Annotated in this window: 14 protein-coding genes, 1 rRNA gene and 1 pseudogene; 2 read left to right on the top strand and 14 right to left on the bottom strand. The window is 26.7% G+C overall.

Annotated elements, in window-relative coordinates; genetic code table 11:
* Nucleotides 1–102: 102 nt before the first annotated feature.
* Nucleotides 103–1,356, bottom strand: coding sequence for an HlyC/CorC family transporter (locus AC11VW_RS00905; protein WP_484299510.1), 1,254 nt, complete (start codon nucleotides 1,354–1,356; stop codon nucleotides 103–105).
* Nucleotides 1,357–1,633: 277 nt separating this feature from the next.
* On the opposite strand from AC11VW_RS00905, the gene AC11VW_RS00910 reads away from it, so the two are divergent.
* The gene (locus tag AC11VW_RS00910; protein ID WP_484299511.1) at nucleotides 1,634–2,305 is read left to right on the top strand and encodes a nitrite/sulfite reductase domain-containing protein; all 672 of its coding nucleotides are present in this window, start codon (nucleotides 1,634–1,636) and stop codon (nucleotides 2,303–2,305) included.
* Between the two features lie 602 nt (nucleotides 2,306–2,907).
* On the opposite strand, the gene AC11VW_RS00915 is transcribed toward AC11VW_RS00910, so the two are convergent.
* Both AC11VW_RS00915 and AC11VW_RS00920 read right to left on the bottom strand, forming a co-directional pair.
* Nucleotides 2,908–6,435: an AAA family ATPase gene (locus tag AC11VW_RS00915; protein ID WP_484299512.1), complete on the bottom strand. Its 3,528-nt coding sequence runs from the start codon at nucleotides 6,433–6,435 to the stop codon at nucleotides 2,908–2,910.
* On the bottom strand, nucleotides 6,422–7,630 hold the full coding sequence (locus AC11VW_RS00920; RefSeq protein ID WP_484299513.1) for a metallophosphoesterase family protein: 1,209 nt from the start codon (nucleotides 7,628–7,630) through the stop codon (nucleotides 6,422–6,424). The genes AC11VW_RS00915 and AC11VW_RS00920 overlap by 14 nt, the downstream gene beginning before the upstream one ends.
* A 647-nt stretch (nucleotides 7,631–8,277) precedes the next feature.
* Between AC11VW_RS00920 and AC11VW_RS00925 the strand changes: the two genes are divergently transcribed.
* Nucleotides 8,278–8,667, top strand: a complete 390-nt coding sequence (locus AC11VW_RS00925; protein ID WP_484299514.1) for a DUF2500 domain-containing protein — start codon at nucleotides 8,278–8,280, stop codon at nucleotides 8,665–8,667.
* Between the two features lie 63 nt (nucleotides 8,668–8,730).
* On the opposite strand, the gene addA is transcribed toward AC11VW_RS00925, so the two are convergent.
* From addA to rrf, 11 genes and pseudogenes are all read right to left on the bottom strand, one after another.
* Complete coding sequence (addA, locus tag AC11VW_RS00930) at nucleotides 8,731–12,498, bottom strand: helicase-exonuclease AddAB subunit AddA (RefSeq protein ID WP_484299515.1); 3,768 nt, start codon at nucleotides 12,496–12,498, stop codon at nucleotides 8,731–8,733.
* Nucleotides 12,498–15,950, bottom strand: a complete 3,453-nt coding sequence (addB, locus tag AC11VW_RS00935; RefSeq protein WP_484299516.1) for a helicase-exonuclease AddAB subunit AddB — start codon at nucleotides 15,948–15,950, stop codon at nucleotides 12,498–12,500. Before addB ends, addA begins: the two co-directional genes overlap by 1 nt.
* Nucleotides 15,940–16,719, bottom strand: coding sequence for a PD-(D/E)XK nuclease family protein (locus AC11VW_RS00940; RefSeq protein ID WP_484299517.1), 780 nt, complete (start codon nucleotides 16,717–16,719; stop codon nucleotides 15,940–15,942). The genes addB and AC11VW_RS00940 overlap by 11 nt, the downstream gene beginning before the upstream one ends.
* On the bottom strand, nucleotides 16,712–18,934 hold the full coding sequence (locus AC11VW_RS00945) for an ATP-dependent helicase (protein WP_484299518.1): 2,223 nt from the start codon (nucleotides 18,932–18,934) through the stop codon (nucleotides 16,712–16,714). Before AC11VW_RS00945 ends, AC11VW_RS00940 begins: the two co-directional genes overlap by 8 nt.
* The gene (locus AC11VW_RS00950) at nucleotides 18,927–20,885 is read right to left on the bottom strand and encodes a hypothetical protein (protein WP_484299519.1); all 1,959 of its coding nucleotides are present in this window, start codon (nucleotides 20,883–20,885) and stop codon (nucleotides 18,927–18,929) included. Before AC11VW_RS00950 ends, AC11VW_RS00945 begins: the two co-directional genes overlap by 8 nt.
* Nucleotides 20,886–21,085: 200 nt before the next feature.
* The gene (locus AC11VW_RS00955; RefSeq protein ID WP_484299520.1) at nucleotides 21,086–22,090 is read right to left on the bottom strand and encodes a PTS sugar transporter subunit IIC; all 1,005 of its coding nucleotides are present in this window, start codon (nucleotides 22,088–22,090) and stop codon (nucleotides 21,086–21,088) included.
* A gap of 225 nt (nucleotides 22,091–22,315) precedes the next feature.
* The gene (locus tag AC11VW_RS00960; protein ID WP_484299521.1) at nucleotides 22,316–22,897 is read right to left on the bottom strand and encodes a hypothetical protein; all 582 of its coding nucleotides are present in this window, start codon (nucleotides 22,895–22,897) and stop codon (nucleotides 22,316–22,318) included.
* 268 nt (nucleotides 22,898–23,165) lie between these two features.
* Nucleotides 23,166–23,279, bottom strand: a pseudogene (locus AC11VW_RS00965) (transposase); the annotation flags it as partial.
* A 108-nt stretch (nucleotides 23,280–23,387) separates the two neighbouring features.
* Nucleotides 23,388–23,570 carry a hypothetical protein gene (locus tag AC11VW_RS00970; RefSeq protein WP_484299522.1) on the bottom strand — a complete coding sequence of 61 codons (183 nt, stop codon included), beginning with the start codon at nucleotides 23,568–23,570 and terminating at the stop codon, nucleotides 23,388–23,390.
* A 55-nt stretch (nucleotides 23,571–23,625) separates the two neighbouring features.
* The gene (locus AC11VW_RS00975) at nucleotides 23,626–24,072 is read right to left on the bottom strand and encodes a hypothetical protein (RefSeq protein ID WP_484299523.1); all 447 of its coding nucleotides are present in this window, start codon (nucleotides 24,070–24,072) and stop codon (nucleotides 23,626–23,628) included.
* Between the two features lie 159 nt (nucleotides 24,073–24,231).
* Nucleotides 24,232–24,347: ribosomal RNA gene (rrf, locus tag AC11VW_RS00980) — 5S ribosomal RNA — on the bottom strand.

A 24,347-nucleotide genomic window follows, 5' to 3' on the forward strand; every position in this document is an offset into this window, starting at 1 on the left:
CTAATATTTGTCTGAGTAAAGATAAAACTATGGTATGTATAGCAACAAAATAATGTTACATTTTACTTAAAATAAAACACTGCTTATAAGCAGTGTTTTATTTTAAGTAAAAATCCTTATTTTCTTTATTCTATTTTTATCTAAACTTTCTATACAGAATCTTATATTATCAACTTCAATGACTTCATTTTCTTCAGGTAATCTTCTTAAATGCCCTATTATAAATCCACCTATAGAATCAAATTCTTCTGATTCTAATTTAATCCCTATAAATTCATTTACATCACTAATTTTAATGTTACCTTCAACAATATATTCATCTTCTTTTATTACTATTATATCTTCTTCTTCTTCATCAAACTCATCTTCTATATCTCCAACTATTACTTCTACTAAGTCCTCTATAGTTATTAGACCAGCTGTTCCACCATACTCATCTACAACTATAGCCATTTGATTTTTTTCAATTTTCATTTCTTCAAGAAGTTGGGTGATTTTCTTAAATTCATATGTGAAGAATGGCTCTCTCATATAACTTTTAATGTCAAATTTAGATATTTCTTCATTATTCAAAAATATTATATCTTTTATATTAAGTACACCTATAATATCATCTATAGAATCATAGTATACTGGCATCCTACTCAATTTCTCATTTTTAAACATTTCTATGATTTGTTCATAGCAATCTTCTGAATTTATAGCTACCATATCTAGTCTTTGTACCATAGCTTCTTTGGCTTGCATATCTCCAAATTGGAATACATTATTTATTATTTGTCTTTCTTCTGTTTCAAGTACTCCTTCTTCGTGACTTACATTAACCATAGTTTTTAATTCTGCTTCAGTTATATATGGTTGAACTCCTTTACTTTGGATTCCAAACAGTTTAAATATTACATTTGTAACTATATTAAATATCCATACTATAGGTGTTAATATCATTATAATCAATTTAATTGGTTTAGATACTAAAATAGCTATTTTTTCTGAATTATTAGCTGCTATAGTTTTTGGAGTTATTTCTCCAAATATTAATACTAATACAGTCATTACAGCTGTTGCAACAGGTACTCCTTCTGATCCCCCCATTAAAGTTATGAATAATGATGTAGATATAGATGTCGCTGCTATATTTACAACGTTATTACCAACTAATACTGAGCTTAATAGCTTATTTGGGTCTTCTATTAAATTACTTACCAATTTAGCACCCTTTATTCCTTCTTCTTTCATATGTCTCATTCTTATCTTACTTAATGACATCAATGCTGTTTCTGATGCTGAGAAAAATCCTGAAGCCATAAGCAATATTGCTAAAATGACAACTTGAATCAAAATACTGGCTGATTCCAACCTTTACCACACTCCTCGTTTTATGTTTTTATGTTAATATATTATAGCACATTTAAGAATAATTAGGAAATAATGCGAATAGCTAATAAGTTAAGATTCTTAAAATATTATTCCCTAATAACCATGATAAATATTTACTTATTTAGATGTTATATATAGGATGAACTGCTTAGCTTATATATACATATATGTATATATAAGCTAAATTATTATTTAGTTTATAAAAATTCTAATATATCCATATACTAATATAAAATATAAAATGGAGGTCTTTTTTATGAATGATTTACTTGATAAAGGAGCTGTTCTTCAAAGAGATAAAGAAACTTATGCTATAGCACCACATATTCCTGCTGGACTTGTCACATCTGATCAGCTTAGAAAACTTGCCGATGTCGCTGATAAATTTAAAGTAGCAGCAATAAAAATTACAGCAGCACAACGTATAGCATTGGTTGGATTAAAAGAAGATGATATAGATAAAGCTTGGAATGATTTAGGAATGTCACCTGGGGCTGCAATAGGTTTATGTGTTAGGAGTATAAAAACTTGTCCAGGTACAGCCTTTTGTAAAAGAGGGTTTAGAGACTCTGTATCTATAGGGTTAAAACTTGATGATAGATATCATGGTATGGACCTGCCTAATAAATTAAAAATGGGTGTAAGTGGATGTTCTAATAGCTGTTCTGATAATCATACTCGTGATATAGGATTAATGGGTATGCCTAAGGGATGGGCTGTATTCGTAGGTGGAAAGGGTGGAACAATGCCTAGACTTGGAGATAAATTAATTATAAATGTTGCTGACGATAAAGTTCTAGATTTAGTTGATGAAATAGTAAATGTATATGCAAACAATGGAACTGGAAAAGAACGTTTAGGTGCTTACATAGATAGAATAGGGTTTGATGAATTTAAATCTATGATAAATTTAGACAAATATAACTAATAAATAGCAATAAAATATTTTTTAGTTTTTTTTTATTATAATGTGTCATTTTTTGCGGTTAATGCATATGTTATATTAAGAGAAGCTTAAAAAACAAATAATAGTTTCTCTTAAAAAAATAATATGAATATCAAAACTCCTGTTAATATTCTAATTAGTGATCGGATATAAAAAAAAAATTTCCCCCCCAAAGAAAATATTCTTAGCCACCTATTCTCCCCCCTTGTTTAGGTGGCTTTTTCTTTGTGTAAAAATAATAAATTTTTATTAACTAAATTTAATTTTAAATGTATATAAAATGAATTTTAGTTAATAATTATGAATGAGAGCGGAAATTATGTATCTCTCCCCCTAATAAGTATATATATGATGCCTACGAATTCCCCCTCGTAGGCGTCACTTTTTTGTATAATAAAAAAGTCTTCAATTAAAGATTTATTAAGGAAGACTTTTTTGAAGCACATATACGAAAATTGTAGTTATCGACAATTTTAAAACGAATATAATTTCCTATGTGCTATAAAAAAGCTTTATGCTTATTCTCAGCAAGCATAAAGCTTTAAAAGTAATTTTATAATTTATACAAAAGCACTAAAATTTTCTTAACTATACTCTATTTTGACCTTAGATCCTGTTCCAACTTCACTTGATGATACCACTAACTTAATTGGGACTCTGTTTTTAAGTTCTTCAACATGACTTATTATTCCTACACTCAATTTATCACTATGTAATCTTTCTAAAGATCCCATAACAACTTCTAATAATTCATTATCAAGTGATCCAAATCCTTCATCTAAGAAGAAAAATTCTAATGGCTCACTGCCTTTAAGTTGTATTTGAGATGATAGTGCTAAGGCTAATGATAGTGAAGTTAAAAAAGTTTCCCCTCCAGATAAAGTATCTACACTTCTTCTTTGTCCTCCATTGAAATTATCTCTTATTACAAAGTTTAATGTAGAATCTATTTCTAAAGCATATCTTCCTTTAGTTATTCCTTCTAATTTTTTTGACGCTTCTAAAGCTATGTATTTTAGCTGGTTAGTTGCAACATATTCTACAAACCTATTTCCCTGAACTATCTTGTCTAAATCTTCGAGTAAGTCTACTTGGTGGCGAATCACTTTCAGTTCTGTATTTAATTTTTTGGCTCTAACTAGGGATTCTTGTACTGTCTTTAATATATTTTGTTTAGCTCCTATATCTTGTGCTATACGACCTACTTCTACTTTTAGTGTATATATATCATTTTTTAACTTTTCAAAGTCTTCTTGTTTTATCTTTCTTCCGCATAGATTATCTTTTAATTCTTTAATTTTTAAAATTAATATTTTTTCTTCTTCTTCATATTCAGTTATTTCATCATGGAGCCTTCTAGCATGGTCAGGTTCTAGCAATGCTCTTTTAACAGCATATATACTATCAAATTTATAGTCTATAAGTAATTGATTTAATATTTCTGATTGAAGTTTATATTGTTCTCTTGTAGTTTTTAATCTACCTTCAACATTTGATTTTTCAGAGCTATATTTATCATGCTCTATTCTTTTTTCTTCTAAGTTTTTCTTAGCTATTTCTTCATGAGCTATTAACATATTTATGTTTGTTTCTAGATTTTCTAGAAGTGAGTTTGATTGTTCTCCCTTTGTTATAGCTATAATATCATTGTATTTCTCTTCTCTTACCTTTTTCTTTTCACCATGCACTTCTCTAGCTTTCATTAATTCCAATTCAGTTTTATGTAGATTATTTTGATAATTTTTAATTTCTTCTTCTATTTTTTCTTTATTTTGAGTTACGTTCAAATAATTATTATTTAATTCTTCTATAGTCTTTTCATTTTTATTTATTTCAACTACTTTATTACTTAATTCTTGTATTTTTACTATAGTTTTAAGACCTACATATTCATCTTTTACTTTCTTAAATTTGCTCTCTATTACTTCTAAGTCTTCTTTCATTGCTTTAGCTGATTCTTTATATGTATTTATACTTTCCTGTAATTTTAATTCTTCTTTTTCTATCGAGTTTTTTTCTTCTCTTAATTTATTAAGTTTTACTTGTGTTTCTTCTTTATCTTGTTGCCATCTTTGTATATTCGCTTTTAGTACTTCTAACTTTATAGTTTCATCATCTAATTTCTTTGACAATTCACTTGATTTAATCTCTCCTATTTTAGACTTTAATTCTTGCATTTCTTTCATCTTTATTTTTTCAGCAGAGATATGTTCACTGTTGCGTCCATTTAGCTCATCTATATTATTTTTTATAAAGGATTTTTCTTGTTTTAATTTTTCTAGTTTAGATTCAGTAAATGATATTTTTTCATCATTGTTACTTTGCCCTAAGTTTTCATGATGTCTAGACCCACAAACTGGACAAGCCATATTTTCACTTAGCTGTTTTCTAAGCTCCGATGCTAGATTTAAATATCTTAATTTGTCTATTTCTTTTTCTAAGTCTCCTATATTTCTTCTAGTGATTTCTAGTTTATCATTTAGTACATTTATTTCTCTTTCAATATGATGTTTATTTTCTAAAATTGAATTTAATTCTACTTGTAAATTATTTTTTTTGTATTCATTTTCTTTTGAAATATCTAATTTTATCCTTAGTTCAGTTATATATTTCGTTTTACTTACTATATTTTCATTTTCTCCAGGCGATTTTTTCAATAAACAATCCTGATGTAGTTCTACTTCATTTAGCTTACTCTCTATTATATTTTTATCTTTTTGCACATATTTCATTTTCAAGTTTACTTCATCTAAAAGCTTAGATAATTCATTTATTTTATCACGTTTCACAGTTTTTTCTTCTACGAGTTTATTGTATTCTTTTTCATATTCATAAGCCAAGAATATTTTTTGTTTTAAATCTGCTCCTATTTTCAGCTTATTTATATTTACTTCTAATTCTTTCATAGACTTAAATATTTTATCTTTTTCAGACTCTAAATTATTTTTAGCTTTTTCTAAAATTTCCTTTTCTTTACCTAAGTTTTTACTTTTTTCTTTTATTTCTTTTAACTCTTCATCTAAAAATATTAATTCTTTTTCTAATCCAGATGCTCTTTGAAGTTTTGTTTTTTCTTCTGTTAATTTTGGCATCTTCTCATTTTTACATAAATATATTTCTTCGTATTTACTCTTAGTAATCGAAAGTTCTTTATTTAGAATATCTAACTTCCTATCTAGAATCTCAGTATTAGAAGTATCTTCATTCAATTTTTTTTCAAGACTTTGAACTGTATATATACATGGATTTATTTTATCTGCATTAATTGAATTTTCTAATTGAACACCCTTATCTTTTATTTCTTGATTTTTTAAATCTAATTCCTTTTTTCTTTTTTCATAAGCATCTTTCTTTATTTGCTTTTCATAAATTTCTGCATTTTCTATATGTGTTTTCTGAGCTAATTCAAAATTTTTATTAGTTTCTATCTCTAAACTTTTCAATTCTTCTAACTCTTTTTCTATACAATTATAAGCGTCTTCACTCACCCCATCATATTGACTAAGTTTTACATTTATATCCCTTAATTTTTGTAACTCATTATTTTTTCTTTTTCTAACTCTATTAATTAATTCTCTTCCGCATTTTTCTAGATTGAATATTCGCTCTAACATATCACGTCTTTCAGAGCCTGTTAATTTTAAAAATTCATTAAATTTATCTTGTGGCAATACTACCGATCTTGCAAAGTCATTTGCTGTTAGTCCCACAATTTGTGTTATTTTTGAATTTACATCTTCAACCTTATCAGCAAGTACTGTTTCTTTTTCATCATTGTACATTTCTACTAATCTTGCATATGAAGTTTTTATACCTGTATTGCTCCTAACTATAGTTCTATCTACTATATATTTTCTTTTAGTATTCTTGCTTCCGATTTCAAATTCATATGAGATTATAGCTTTATCACAACTACTATTTATAAATTCATTTGTATTTCTTGATATATTTCCATACATGGCTATAGTTATAGCATCAAGTATTGTAGATTTACCACTACCTGTATTTCCAAATATACCAAACAATCCTCTGTCCGTTAATTTTTCAAAATCTATACTTACCTTTTCTATATAACTATTTAATCCACTTAATTCTAATTTAATTGGTTTCATCTTGTGTATCACCTTCTTCATTTATTATATCTAAGAATAAATCCATAAGTTCTCCCTTAGGTTCTAATCCTCTACTAAATGTATAAAATTCTTTGAACATTTCTGCCATAGATTTTTCTTTTATATCTACATGTTCATATTGTGATGCTATTATTGGCTTTATTTCTACAATATCTTTTAGAATATCTTTCATTTTTTTTATATTTGATTGAGATATTACTTCTTCTGTTTTTATTTCAAAATAAGACCATATATCACGTTCTTTGTTTTCTTCACATAATTGCAGCGCTTCTTCTATTCCATTACATTTAAAAACTTCTATTGGCTTATAGTTATTAAAATAAATTTCTTCTATTTTAGGCTTTTTACCAGCCTTAATATCTACTATGTATGCACCTTTTGTATATGCTCTTTCACCTTTACTATATTGTATAGGTGAACCTGAATAATAAGCATTCAATCGTTGAGATGCTTTTTGCGATCTATGTAAATGACCAAGTGCTATGTATTGAGCTTTACTTGGTAAATCCTTTTTCTCAACTAATAAATTTCCACCTAGTTCTATTGGTCTTTCTGAATCTGTGCTTTCTCCACCTGTTACAAAAAGGTGAGACACTGCTATATTTATAGCATCCTTTTCAAAGTTTGATTGCAGCTCAGTAAATATTTCTCCTATTTTTTGTGAGTATGTTTGTTGTCTTTCTTTGTCCTCATCATTTTTAAGCATTACTTCATTAAGTCTTCTTTCACTTGGATATGGGAGTGTTATTGCTACTACTTTTTCATCATTTATTTTTAACTTCACGCAACCTTCTTTAGCTTCTACTATTTCAAATCCATTGTGCGTTGCTATTTCTGTACAACTTAATGGATTCCCAAGTATTATTATTCCTTGTTCATGTGCTAGTGGTGACGCTGCTTGTAATCTTTCAGGATTATCATTATTACCACTAATTATAAGAACACATCTTTGTCCATTGTTTGCAAGTTTAGAAACTGTTTTATAAAATAATTTCTCCGCTACTGCTGGTGGATTTGATGTATCATATATATCTCCAGCAATTATTACCATATCTATATTATTTTCATTTACTATATTTATAAAATCTTCACAAAACTTTATTTGTTCTTCTATTCTAGAATAGCCTTCTAGAGTCTTTCCCAGATGCCAGTCAGATGTATGAATAAATCGCATTTCTACCTCCATATTTTACAATCCTATTTATATACTAAACTTTATTTATTATAAATTTCAAAAAATAATCTATATTACTTAAACAAATCATACTGAATTAAAGTAATTAATTTTCTATTTCACGATATAGTGAAAATATGTACAATTATTAAATTATATACTATTCTTTTATTTTACTAGAAGGTACTTTAATAAATCTTTCTTATATTTGTTACGAAAGATTTTCATATAAATTTAACGTATCCTTGATAACTTGATTATATCACAAAAGGAAGATGTCTAAACATCTTCCCTTCTCATAAATACTATAATGAACTTTTAAACTTTCTTCATATATATTTTTACTCTCTATGTACAAAACTATACTAATACTAGCTATAAAATTTGTAAATTCATAATATCTATACTTTATGCTAAAGTCTGCTATAGTTGCTATGAAAATAACAGTTAGCAAAAACACATCTGAAAAATATTCACTTTGCCTATTAGTACTTATTTTATCTAATATTATTTTAAATACTACAATTTTAATTAATTATTCTGCATCTTTGAAAATATGAACTGTATTTGTAACTTTATTGATAAGCATTTCACATATTTTCATTATATAATATATAATAAATATATAAGAAATGGATTGATATACTATGAGTATGTATGGATTTGATGCAAGATTTGATTTATTCTCTATAATGTTTTTCATTATATTTTGTATAGTTATTTCTACGTTTATAATCAATGCTGTAAAAGGTTGCAAACAGTGGTCTTACAATAATTCTCAACCAATATTAGATATTAAATGTAAGATTATTTCTAAAAGAACTAATGTCACAAATCATGCTGGTCATACTGATGCTAATGGCATTCACCATAGTGGACATTCTTCTACAGACTATTATGTTACTTTCGAATTTGAAAGTAAAGATAGAATGGAATTTAGTATTTCAGGAAAGGAATTTGGTCTTATTACAGAAGGTGATATTGGTATATTAAAGTTTCAGGGAACTAGGTTTTTAGATTTTAAAAGAGATATTTAGTTTATATTTTGAGAATTTAAAGAGATAAGAAATTTATACTTTTTCTTATCTCTTTTTTATATTTTATATTGAAATACCTTCATCTATTCCGAATAAATAAACATACTTTTCTTTTACCTCTTTTCCTGTAAGTTCTTGAAGTACATTTTTATATAAATCTAATTGTTTCTTATATATATTTATAACTTCATCTTTATTTTCTTCATTTACAAAATCCGTCTTGTAATCAACAAGAACTATTTTTCCATCTTCTTCAAAGTACGCATCTATTATACCTCTTAGCATAAGACTTTCTTCTCCATAAATATTAGTATTATCTTCTTTAATTAAATCTTCATATATATATACATCTTTCATTTTTATCTGAGCATAAATTGTCTGCTCTCTTTTTACAAATTCAGATTTTAACATTCTTTGACCTAAGTTTGACTTAAAGAATTTATATATCTTATATGGATTTATAATACTTGCTTGCTTTTGTGTCATTATATCTTTTTTTACAAAACCATTTATTTGTTCTTCTATCTCACCTACATTATTTATTTTATTAAAATCAAAGACTTCCATAACTAAATGAACTATTGTACCCTTTTCTGCTCCAGTTATTTTATCTTTATCTTCATTTTCCTGCATAAATAAAGGTTTCTTTAAAGTAATTTGATTATTAAATATTTGTTGTGTGAATTCATTTTCTTCATAAGTATTTTGTATTTTCTTAATTTCAGTAACTGATATACTCGCAGGTTTTGTAACACATGCTTCGTATGGATAATTAAAGTCTAATTTATCTTTAATAAGTTTATAATACTCACTATCCGGCTTTTCCATATCTAAATTTTCTAAAATATCTGCTACACTTTCATTTTCATCTTCTTGCTTTTCCTCTAGTACTACATCATCTTTGTACCATAATTTAGCACTCCATTTTGATGAATGATCATCTATATTATCTAAATCTATGTCAGCAAAATCTCTTAAGTTTTCTAAGTCCCTATGTTTTAAAACTGATGGCATTATCCAATCTAAGAATCCTTTACCTTTTAAAACTTTGTATTGTGATATTGGTTCATTGCCACTTATTCCATTTGACCATGTTTTTAAACTTTTTTCTATGTTCCTCGTAGAACCTGTTATTATTAACTTTTCCTTTGGTCTTGTAAAAGCAACGTATAAAACTCTCATTTCTTCAGATAAATTTTCTACATTTATCTTATTTTTTAAAGCTTCTTTAGCTATACTTGGATAAGATATTTTTCTATCATAATCAACTACTTGAGGTCCATATCCTAAGTTATGATGATATAGTATATTCTTTTTAAAATCTTGAGTATTGAAGTTTTTCCCCATTCCTGAGCAAATAACTATAGGGAACTCTAGTCCTTTGCTTTTATGTATACTCATTATTCTAACTACGTTAGCATTTTCTCCAAGTGTTTTTGCACTACCCATATCTGTGTTAGATTTTTTAAGTTTGCTTACAAAGTTTATAAAGTTAAATATACCTTTGAAACTAGTTTCTTCAAATTGCTTAGCTCTTTCAAACAGTATTTTTAAGTTAGCTTGCCTTTGTGACCCTCCAGGTAATGCACCTACATAAGCATAGTATCCTGTTTTAGTGTATAAGTACCATAAAAATTCATCAGTACTCATATATAATGACTTTTCTTTAAAATCTTTTAGTTTATTTATAAACCATAAACATTTTTGTCCTTTTTCATCTTCATATTGGCTAAAAATTTCCAAGGCTTCATAAAAACTTTTTTGGCCTTCTTCTACTCTTATATCTATCAATTCTTCTGGATCAAATCCACAAATTGGAGATTTAAGTACTGCAAGAAGTGGTATATCTTGCATTGGATTATCTATTACTTGAAGTAGTGACATAATAGTTTTTATCTCTATAGTATCAAAGTATCCTATTCCAGTATCAGCATAAGTTGGTATATTCATATTCATAAGTTCATCTGCAAATACAGGTGCCCAAGCAGATGTTGCTCTTAGTAGTATTACTATATCTTTAAACTGTACCGGTCTATAATCATCTAATCTTTTATCATAAATTTTTTGTATTTTTTCATCATCACTAGTGTTCATTAAATCTTTTATTATGTTACCAACCATTCTAGCTTCAAGTTGTATGTTGTCTATTTCTTCTTGCTCTTCTTCAGTATTATTCTCAATTTCTTTATCATAATTTTTTTCTTCAGTTTTAGCTCTAGTTTGCATTATATGTATTTCTGATGGGCCACCTACAATAGCATTTTCATCATTATTTTCTTTAAATGCTGCTCCTAAGTTAAGTCTTTCTTCTTCAGTATAATTAATTTCACCTATATTTTCACTCATCGTATTTTCAAATATATAATTTGCACAGTCTACTACTTCAGCTCTACTTCTAAAGTTTTTGTATAGCATTATTTTTCTATATAATGAACCTTTTTCATTATCGTAGTCTGCGTACTTCTTTAAAAATATTTCTGGCTTTGCTTGTCTAAATCTATATATACTTTGTTTTACATCCCCAACCATAAATCTATTTGGAGTTTTAATTTTTGCAATTGTACTAAGTAGTACTTCTTGTACTAAGTTGCTATCTTGATATTCATCTATGAATATTTCATAAAATTTATCTCTATAGGTAAGAGCTATGTCAGATGGTATAACTTTTTCTTCTTCATTTTTTGCTGTTAATATTTCTAGTGCAAAATGTTCTATATCATTAAAATCTATTATTCCTTTTTCTCTTTTTTTACTTTGATAAGCTTCTTCAAATTTTATTACAGTTTCTGATATAGATTTTACTACATTATATAAATACTTAATTTCTTCATTTATATCTTCTTTTTGCATACTAAACGTTGAATCTAACATTGATTCTACTGATTTTTTTACTTTTTTTCTTATATCATCAGCTCTATCTTTTATGTCTTTTATATATGATGGCGCATCCTTTGGAAGTCTTTTTACTCCTTTTACATAGTTTTCAAACTTTATAGATGTTACTGCATCAAAAGCTTTATCCCACGATTCATTACATCCATCTAATATTCTTTTAATACAACTATAATCACTTTTAAATTTATCAGTATAAGTTTCAAGCTCTTCTACTCCATCTATGTTATCTAATGCTTTTTTCATACTAACTTCCATGCCACTTACTTCTATTTTTATACTATCAAGTATCGCCTCTGCCCATATAGATTTAGAAAACTCAAAGTTATCATCTATATTAAATTGTTCTGCTGAAAATTCTAACCATTCCTTTGGGTCAGGAGATGCCATTGCAAAATTATATATACTAAGTATGATATCTTGCAAATTATTATCGCCTCTTTTTTCTGCATAACTTTCAACTAAATTTAAAAATCCTTTATCTCTATCTAAGTAAAGTTGTTCAAAAACTTCTTCTATAGCTTCTACTTTTAGTAGTGTACATTCTGTGGTATCACCTATTCTAAAGTTAGGATCTAAGTTTATTTTATGGAAGTTTGACTTTATGACTTCTAAGCAAAATGAATGTATTGTTGTTATACTGGCTTTGTTTAAAAGCACAAGCTGGCTTTGTAGATGCTTATTTTCTGGATTTTTATCTAAGGCTTTTCCTATAGCATCTCCCACTCTTTCTCTCATTTCCGATGCTGCTGCATTTGTAAATGTAACTACAAGTAACTTATCTATATCAATAGAATTTTCCCTATCTGTTATCATTTGTATAATACGCTCAACTAATACGGCTGTTTTTCCCGAGCCTGCTGCCGCTGCTACAAGTAAGTTGCAATCTCTACTATCTATAACTGCTTGTTGTTCATTTGTCCATTTAGGAGAACTCATTATTTCACCTCTCCTCTCATTGTATTTATTACATCATCATCACTTTTTTTATTTATTATTTTATATTTATTATCTTTTAAAGTTGTATCAAACTGGCATATTGAAGAATAATTACAGAAAGTACATGAGTTTTTATCTTTATTTTTATATGGAGCTATGCTTATATTCCCACCTAACATGTCTTCACATAAATCTTTTATAAGATTTTTAACGTACTTTCTTATTACTTCAAATTCTTCATTTGTTACACCTTTTGTATATCTTCCTAATGTCCCATCTTTGTTTAAATTGGCAGGTATAACTAAAGATGTAGTTCGCTCTCCACTAGCTAAAGACTTGTCCATTTGTTTTATTATATCAGAGTCTTTAATTAAAAGACCTTGCATCTTTAGGTTCTTTAATATTTCTTCTCTTATTTCTTCATCTTCTTTGTTTTCATCAGCTTTGATTATAGGATCATCAATTCTAGAGTATAATATTGCTGCTGGACTTAAGTTTTGAGCATTATCTTTTCCACTTTCTAGTATCGCATCCAAATAAACTAATAATTGTAATTGAAGTCCATGATATATATCTGTTAAACTTAAATCTTTTTTTCCTGATTTATAATCAACTATTCTTATATATTTTCCATCTTCATTTTCAAATTCATCAATTCTATCTATTTGACCTCTTAGGTTTATTTCTTCTCCATTTTGTAATATTATTTTTATAGGAGGATACTTTCCTTTACTACCAAAGTCAACTTCATAATCAACTGGGTCAAATGAACCTTGCTTTATTTGTTCACTAATTATACTTATCGCTGATACAAGCATATTTTTAAGTCTATAAGCGAGATATCTATATCTTTCTGAACTTTCTAATATATATCCTGGTATTTTTGATACTATTTCATCTACTATTTGAGATACTCTATTTTGTATGTATGTATAATCTATATCTCTCCAGTCTAAGTTATCTACACTTAATTGTTTAGAGAATTGATCTAATATATTATGTATAAAGGTTCCTAAATCTGGTGCACTAAATTCATATTCTTTTCTTTCTTTTGCTTTTAATCCATATTGAATGAAGTACGCAAATGGACACTGAGCATATCTTTCTAATCTAGAAACACTTAAATTAGTATCATATAAACTTCTTATTTTCTCTTCTTCAATTTTTTGAACTTGATTTGTATAATTTAATCCACTAATAACTTTTTTAGATATTTCTTTATACTCTTTGTCATTACAATAATATCTATATACATCTAACCATATATTATTTATTTCTTTGCCCTCATCAAACTCTTTTATTTTATTAATAAGTTCATTGAAAGTTGGTGATTTTGCAGTTATTTTATTAAGTACTTCTTCATCAGTTTTTGCATCTACCTCTACTAAATAACTTTGATTATCTATATTTGGAAATATCTTTTTAAGTCTAGATACTATTACTGATGGTCTTACTGTTTTTCCTTCGTGATCAGAGATTGGATAACTTACTGTTAGGTTTTCACTTGTTGATGTAAGTGCTTTATATACTAAATATTGTTCTTCAAATGTTTTAGTCTTACTATCTATATCTACATCTAAACCTTTTTGACCTAAATTCGCTCTATCATTATCACTAAGCAAACCATTATCTTTCGCTATAAGTGGGAATGTACCATCTGTTGTTCCTATCAAATAAAGATACTTTGTATTAGGATTTTTAACTCTATCAACACTACTTACAAGTACTTGGTCTATACTTGGAGGAACTAATCCTAACTCATATTCATCAAATCCTAAACTTATAAGTTTTATAAACTTATCTAAAGCTATTTTTTCATCACCCATTATTTCTACCATTTGGTCAAAAGTCTCTACTACTATATTCCATACTTGTGAATATTGATTTGCTATATCTAATTCACCTTTATCCTTAAACTTCATTATTAAATTTTCTATAGTAGTTGGCATATCTATATCTATTAAGAATTCATATATAAACTTACAGATATCTTCTACTTTATTTTTTCCTTTTAAATTTTCTTGTAGCTTTATTATAGGTTTTAAAACTTTATCTTTTATTTCATTTACTTTTTCTCTTATCTCTATTTCATGTTCTTTTTCATCACTTACTATATTGTGGTTTATTCTATACTCCCACTTTTCTTCAAACCACTTCTTACCCTTTATTCCATTAGCAAGTACATAGTTCTCAAGTAAACTAATTTCTTCATTACTTATCCCAATAAGTCCACTTTTTAAGTATCTAAACATAGTTTCATAACTATATCTTCTATTTCTCATTTCTAGTGCTGATATAATAAGCACTATTATAGGATTACTTTTAGCTTCTCTTTTTTTGTCTATAAAGTTTGGGATTTCATATTCATTAAATATCGAATTTACTAAAAAGTCATATTTATTTAAATCTCTTGTTGCTACCGTTATATCTCTATATCTAACATTTTTATCTCTTACTAAGGATATTATTTCTTTTGCTATTTCCTCTACTTCAGAATATAAATTATTGAATTCTTTTATTTTTATATTCTGAGTTGGTTTATCGTACACCTTATATGGATATGAATGATAATATCTTTCTAAATGTTGAAGTTCTTCACTATTTTTAAATCTTGGTATAACCGAACTATTTAAATTTACTGATGGAAGTAATGATACACCTTCTTCATTACATAGCTTTATAAGTTTTTGATATGTAAATTTAGTCCTTGAAAATGCATCTGTCTTGTTATATGTAATATTACTACAATTATCTACTGTTAATGATATACATACTTCTTTTGCTTTGTGAAATATTGATTTTAAAGCTCTATACTGATTGGGAGTAAATCCTGTATATTCATCTACATAAATATATGCACCATTAAAATAATCACATATATCTAACTTATCTGCTAATGCTTTTAGCATATCTTGAGAATCCACGTAATTTTCATGTAGTTTTTCTTCAAACTCTTTGTATATCTTGCTTACATCTTTTAACTTTAAGCTTAATGTTTCATTTTCTACTTCACCTGATATATTTTCTAACATCTCAGGACTTACATTATATTGTTTTAATTCTGATATCATATCTGATATAGAGCTTACAAAACCTGACTGTGAAGCTGATTTTGAAAATATATTCAACTCACTACTTATACTTTCTATAGCTCTATAAGTCATCATAGCTTTTCCACTTGAATTTATGTTAACATCAGTTAATCCTCCAACATGAGAAAAAACTATGCTACTCATAGTCTTAAAGCTTAATACCCTTGCTCTTAAAAACTTATCTTTTTCCTGCCCTAGAAAAAGTTTACTCATATTTTTTTCCATCTCAAAGGTATACTGTTCTGGAACTAACAGTATAACTGGAGATGTTTCATCATCTTGCACTCTTTTTTTTATTTCATTAAGTACATAAGTAGATTTTCCACTTCCACCTCTACCTAATACAAATTTAACGCCCATAAATTTCCTCCTCAAAAACACTATAATCTAAGTCTACTCCATTGCATAACTTATTAAATTCACAAAATTTACAATGCTTTTTATCTTTTATTAAATCATATTTATAAGTTTCTTGTTTATCATCATATTTAGTGTTTTGTATTTTATCTATATACGATATTATATTTTTTTTATTTATAGCATGTTTTTCATCGCTATAAGATATAGTAACACAATCAGTATCAAACTCTGGTTGGTAGTATTTCATTTTTATATTTTCTGTGGCTATATTAATATTCAATAATTTGGGTATTGCTTCTTTAGCTAAAAGCATATACACAATAGTTTGCATTCTATTTTCTGCATTTTTATAATCTACTTTTTTATTTTCTGTTTTCCAGTCCCATATTTCAATTTCATTTTCTTTTATTATTATTAAATCATACTTTGCCTGTATTATATTTCCATTTAGATTATATCTTACTTCATATTCGGGTAAATAAGTATACTCCTGCTGCATAGGAATTAATGTTTTTACTTTCTCTATCCATTTTATGAATTTAGATTGTGTACTTACTTTTATTCCTAAGGGTATATTGCTAAAATACCTTTCACATAGTAAATGGAATTCTGTACCTACTTTTAAACTCTCGTAGTATTCTCTACTTTCTATATCGTCATGTTTCCAATTAACTTTTTCAATATATTTATATTTAAACTTTAAAGGGCATGATTTATAGGTATTTATTGAATTTTGACTATATGTAAAATGATTTAATTTTTTATTCATTTATAATCACTTCCTTTTTTCTTCTTTCTATATATTGCTCTAATTCATTTAAGTATAACGATGGTTTTTGTTCTTTATTTTTTTTGCCAACTTCACTTTTATCTTTATAAGAACTACATGATAATATTAGCATTTCTTTAGCTCTTGTTATACCTACATATAGTAACCTTATTTTTTCATTTATTAAATCTATTTTACTTGTATACATATAGTTTGTAGGAGCTTCTCCCATTAATACGGCTTCTATTTCTGATTTAATAATAGCTGTTGGGTTTTTGTATTTCTCCTTTAAGTACCATTTATCACATTGGAATTTTTGGGTAACATTATCTGGAAAATTATATTCTACAAGACCTAGTAAAAATACACAATCCCATTCCATACCTTTTGATTTATGATAATTACATACTGTTATACTTCCTGGTTGTGGTTCATATCCATTCATTTCATAAACTACTTCAATAATATGATTAAACACTTTATTTTTAGTATTAAATAATATATTATAAACATCTACTAAATTCGTATTAATGTTATCTGATGTAATAAATTTTATATAAAAAGCTAAATAATCTATAACTGCTTTATCTTCTTTCTCTAAGTTTAATTTTTCTCCTATGAATAAAATTAGTATATCTAATCTGACAGTAGAATGCTCTAAAACTTCTTTTAAAATCTTTATTCCATTTAAAAATCCTATATATATATCGCTATTTTTATCGATTATAATAGAACCATTTTTTTGTTCCTCATATATAAGCTCTTCTACTGTATATTTTCTAAGCATGTTTAAAAAATCTTTTTTCCCTAAATCATTATCGCTATGTATAAATACCTTATCTAAAGCACTTATAAGCTTTTCTATTTCATCACAATTTAATATAAAATCAATAATATAAGCAATATTATTTAGTATCTTTCTTTTGCTTAAGGAATTTGGTCCTAATTCTTCAAACTCCATATTTTCTTCCATTAACTCTTTTGCTACTTGTGTAATTTGATCATTAAATGGTACGAGTATTCCTATACTTTTATCTGGGTACTTCTTTTTTATCCCTTTTGTATAAGCTACTGTCTTTTTTATTTCATCATTCCAAGTTTCGTATCTTTTGGTATTTATGCTATATATCTCAGGATTCGGATTTTCCTTATATCCCATACCACTTGTAACTGTTCTTATTTTCATATCCTCTAGTGCATCTCTGCATTCTTCTTGTCTAAATTCTGATGTTACATACTTAACTAGCTTATTTGCTAAATCTAGTATGTCTTTAGAACTTCTATTAGACATGTCCATTTTATAACAATTGTCTGCATCTTGTATAAATTCTTTAAAGTATTTTGGATCTGATGATGAAAATGTGCCCGTAATACTTTGATTTATATCTCCCACTCTAACTAAATTGTTATTTTCTTTACATATTAACTTTATGATTTTACCTTGAATCTCATTTGAATCTTGGCATTCATCTTCAAATATATATTTATATCTATTTTGAAATTTTGATCTTAAGTTCTCATCAAGTGTTAAGGCCCTATATGCTAAAATTAAAATATCATCATAATCTAATAATCCATTCTGTTTTAACTTTTTATCGTACTCTTTATAAATAGGAAGTATTATTTTTAATATTCCTTTATATTCATTTGAAACTATACCTTCTAATTTTTCAGTAGAAATCTCTTTGTATTTTAATTCACCTATTGCATTTCCCACAAGATCATAAAATCCATTTTCCCAAGCATCAAGCATTCTATCTTTCCACTCGCCATCCTTTTGATCCTTTAGGAACCACTGAAATGCTGCTTCTCCACCACTTAATCTGAATTTATGTATACATTCTCCTAGTATAATACTTTTTTGCAGATCATCTGCAATACTAAATTCTTCACTTAACATTACAACTTCTGGTTTTTCTTTTATTATTTTTACAGCTAAGCTATGTATAGTCATAACTTCATATGAATTTTCTTCTTTTATTTCATTATCTTGCAGTATTTTCTTTATTCTACCTTTAAAGTTGTTAACTGCACTATTCATATAAGTAAGTATTAATATCTTTGATTTATTATGTTTTTTCTCTGATAAGAGCTTTGCTACTAAGTTTGTAACTATAAAGGTTTTACCGGCTCCCGGAACTGCTGGAACTGCCATAGTTCCATTTTCATATGCTATTATTGGCAATTGGTCTTCTCTGTAGTTTATATTATTCATATGAGTTTTCCCCTTTATCTAATATTTTTAATAGTAGGCTATATAATATACTTTCTTGAATATATCCATTTACAGTATATTCACTTTTATATGCATAAACCTTTTTTGCATTTATTAAGAGATTATATATCATATTATATAAGTAATATTTTTTATAGTGTTCTTCCATTGCATCAGTATAAATTCTATTTTCTTTAAAAGATTTTCTAAGTACTATAACATTACTTATATCTTTTTCTATTTTCATGTTCCACGCGTTACTACCTATATCTATCCATATTTGCATAGGTCTGTCCATATTTGATGATATATAAGAATATGGCGTTGTTATAACTACTTTGTTAGATTCATGTAATTCTTGTAACTCTGATACTGAATAATAATCATTTATTGTAGTCCTTAATGCATCTATAAATATTTTTTCTTTATCATTATTCTTGTCTATTCCTAGTAAACTTATATTTTCAGTAAATACTTCACTTTCATGTATTATTTGCTTACATATGTGTACATTCTCTCGTCCATATTTAAGGTTAAGCATTTTATCGATATAAAATTGAATTAAGAATTCACTTATTTTTAAATTCTTATCCTTTTTGTCTTCTATATATCCTAAAAGATTATTGAGTTCTTCACTTTCACCTTTATTCTTGAATATTTTAAAAGCTTGTACTCTATTTACATTTAATACTATTTCTATTAAACTTATATACTCTTCTTCTTTTATACTTTCTATATAATCATAAAAAATACAAGCTGCTATTACTAAAGCATTTGAATATGGATAATCTACTGATTTCTTATCTTTTTTAATATTAAATACATCTATATTATTATTTTCTAATTTATTGTTTATTTGATAATCTAATACAGTATTATTTATAGGTGATATTATAGCTATATCTTTAGGTTGCACTCCGCTAGATATCATATCTATAACCTTATTTGAAACTTCTTCAATCATTTCACTATATAACTGGCTAGATTCATTTAAATTTATATCTACTGGTAATAAATATATATCTTCTATATCTACATTCTTTTTAAAACTTTGTTTTATAGTTTCTATACTATCCGCTACCATATTAATTTCTTGTCCGTGATCATATTTCATTTCATTTATACCGTTTTGTTTTAGTATACTTTCATAGATATATTCCATGTCTACATTATTGAATACAGAGTAGTCTCTTGTACTATTAAAATAAATATACGTATCCTCTGCATAATCTTGTACTAATTTCATAAAATCTATTTCTGCCGTGCTACAACTTTCTAGAGTATCAACTATAAGATATTTTATTTCTTTTTTTAAGTTATTTCTATATAATTCATTATTTAATAGGTATTTATTATATAAATATATACTTAAAGAGTTGTCTAACATTGAATTTTCTAATAACGTATCTGTATAATAGTTTATAATCTCATTCATTTGACTGTAAGAAAATCTCATTATACTATCTCTATTCTTTTTAGATAGATAAATTTTTTCTCCTATAGTCTTAAAATCAATTAAACTTAATGCCGCCTTATTTATATTTGTATTTATACTCATAGAAATATTTCTGTTAGTACCTGTTATATCTTCAAAGTAGCCGTCTAAATTTCTTTTTGTTTTTACTTTGTTATTTATTATGTAATCAGTTAAACTACTTGATATAAAAATTGGTGAAACTACATCCTTTTTTATCTTGTCGCAACTCTCTGAAACTACTGGCCAAAATTTTATTAACTCTTTTTTTACAAAGCTTATATATGTAATAATATTTAATTCTTCACTAAATTCTATATTTATTTTTCTATCATATTGTAATTTAGTTATGTTATTTGGAACTAACAGCATTATTTTTTTTGTTTGATTGTTATTTGATTTTACTAACCGTTTATATATTTCTATTATTTGATTTTTTTTGTTTTCAAAATTATTTTCTTTAAATAAATATTTCAATTGAACACCTTCTTTTTATTTATTTTATATTTTAATTATATCATATGTGAAATTTTATATTTTCTATTGTGATTAGCAGTCCTATAAGTTTTATGTACATAAAATCATTAATCAATACTTTTAGTTTATGATACTGTGATAAATATAATAAAGCCTATAATCTGGAATTATCCAAACTATAGGCTTAGTTTTCAATTACTTTAGTCTATTTTATATAATTTCATATCATTCAACTTTATGTGTCTTTTTTTTCTCATATATTCACTTATTATAATACTTATTAATGCTGGTAGGACAAAATGTAATAATAATATAGGAAGTAATGCATTAGTTCCCATAACATCTATCACTTGTATCTGACCTACTAGTCCGCTAGTTCCCATCCCTGCTCCTGTACTATTAGACCTTATTGCAAATACTCTAGCAGATAATGCTCCTACTATTATACTAGAAATCGTGGTAGGAATTAATATTCGTGGATTTTTAACTACATTAGGAAATTGAATTTTAGCAGTTCCCAATCCTTGAGATATTAAACCGGAAAATCCATTTTCCTTATATGAAATCACTCCAAACCCAACCATTTGACATGCACATCCAGCAACTGCTGCGCCTGCTGCTATTCCATCTAATCCAAGTCCAATTGCTAATGCTGCTGAACTTATAGGAGATACCAATACTAATCCTACTATTACAGCAACTATAGGTCCCATGTATAAAGGTTGTAATTCTGTAGATCTATTTATTACTTGTCCTATTATACCTATTATACCTGAAATTATAGGAGATACAAATACGCCTATAACTCCACCAATTACTATAGTTCCTGCTGGTACAATAATTATATCTAATCCACCATTTCTATATAGTCTATTTCCTACTTCTGCTGCTATTAAGGAAGCTATATATGCTCCTGCAGGATCTCCTATTGATAAAGTGCTCACCCTCTCTACAATACTTATACTTCCTGCTCCTATCATCCCTACAACTACACATGAAAACATAACTAGTGATGATGCTCCTAAAGAATAGGCAACTCCTACTCCTATTGCTGCTCCCATCATATTCTTTGCCATTATTCCTATAGTTTGTAATAGCTCAATATTTGTTAAAATTCCTATTTGTTGCAATATAGTTCCTATAACTAGAGATGCAAATAATCCTAGTCCCATTCCATTTAATGTTTTTATAAAATATTGCTTCAATTTAAATACCCCTCATCATTAATTATTCTGTTTTATAATTTATTTTTATGAAAGTCTAGACCTTTTCATTTTATATTATTTCATATATTGTATATTTAAATCAATATATTTAACAAATTTAGCATAAATTCTCTTATAATCATTTAATATACTAACTAGACGTAATTATTAATCTTCTACTACTATAGCATATATAAAAAACTCCTATTTCTAGGAGTCTTGAGTTTATTGAAGTTCTATTCCTTTTAATTCTTTTTCAGATATTATAGCTGTCCCTTTAATTTTTGATATATCTTTTACTGCTGGTTGGACAGACGGATTAGATGGATATTTCTTGCCATTAAATTTCATTATAGCATTAAATGGCGTCGCTCCTCCACCTGATACAGGCATTATAATGTCTTTCCAACCATTTGTTTTAGTTTCACTTATAACAATAGGAGAATTTACTAATGTAAATCTGGAAGCTAAAGTATAATCATTATTAAATATAAAAGCTGTACATCCTCCACTTCCACAAACATAAGATCCTATTAACATTACAAATGTTTCTGTTTTTTTATCTCCATTAAGATCAATTTTATTGTATAAATACTTAATTTCTCCGTCAATTTCTTTGTTATACCCACCTAATGCTGTCTTAATAACATCTTCAAGTTTTACATCTCTAATCGTTTCTGATTTTACATTTATTATATTTTGCTTTGGTTTTGATTTTGAATTACTCGCATTTGAACTTTCCTTTGTGCATCCTAATAATCCAATAACTAATGTCAATGTCATAATAATACTTATAATTTTTTTCATATGATTCCTCCTTTATTTATAGATATAATTCCATACTTTGAATTTTCTGAAGGTGAAGCTCTAAACCATATTTACCCATTACCAACCATAACTCCTTTATAATTAATAAATAGATTTTTAAGTTTTAAGTGTAGTCTTTACTTTTTTAGTTAAAATATTATTGTAGTTTTTTACAAAATCTTTCTTTGTATCAATAGCTATCTTTTCTTGATCATCGTTTACTCTTAAAGGATATATTATATATTTAACTGCTTTCTCTTTAGCTTTGTTGGCTTATTTTGTTCTTCCTTCTTGAATACAACCCATATCTTCTGACTATTTTAAAACCTTTACTATGTATTTATTGAGTTACTTTACCTATGAATTCAAGTACTAGCATTTATACCTCTACCTGTTTACTATCTTCATACTCATGTTATACATTACTTATCCACAGTGTCATGTTTTTATAATCCCTTAATATATGAAAAAGCAACCTTTCGGCTGCCTTTTATCTAATCTTTATTAAAGCTATATCTTCATTACTTACTTCCATATCACGTATAATAAAATTATCCATAAATATATTTTCAAATTTATATCTATTATTCTCTATATTAAATTTTTCACATCTAAAATTAAATTGATTTCCATTATTTTCTGAATACATATATCTCATTTGTACTTCATACATATTATCACCAAGCCCTTTATATTATAAGTTTTATCCTACATTATAATTATTGTAATTAAGGCGCTAATTTATTCATAATTTTTCTACTAAAAGAACCAAATATAACTAATAATATATTCACAAACATTAACTGAAATACATATAAAATACTTAGGTCTTTAATAAATAACTCAATTATAGGAGTAGTTGGAGTTAAATAAGGCATTGTAATCCATATAGCTCCAATAGGGTTTTGTAAAATGAAGTTCGTATATACTGCAAAAAAAGATAGAAATATTCCTACTCCACACCCCATAATTCCTACAAATAAGGCTTCTGTTGTTGTTAAATTATATTTATATCCTGTATAGAAATTTACTCCAAAATAAAATGCACATATTAATATTCCAATAAAGAACGTTATTTCATTCATAGGAACTATTTTAAAGTAGATAAATGACACCAGGCATATAATTAATACGTCAAAGAATAACTTTTGTCCTACATCAAATACTTTTTGCATATGCTCACCCCAAATTCCTTTATTTTATTATATATAAGATAAAATTAAAATGTGATAATTTATTTTTATATAAATTGAATCTATATAAAATAGTAGAATTTGATGATTATTTTGTATTAAGATATTTATAGAAATGTTTTTAGACATGAAAAAAAGACTACGTGGCTACGTCTTACTCTCCCAGGCAGTTGCCCACCAAGTACCATCAGCGCTAAAGAGCTTAACTTCTGTGTTCGGAATGGGAACAGGTGTATCCTCTTTGCTATTATAACCAC

The sequence above is a fragment of the Romboutsia sp. genome (genome assembly GCF_056995035.1).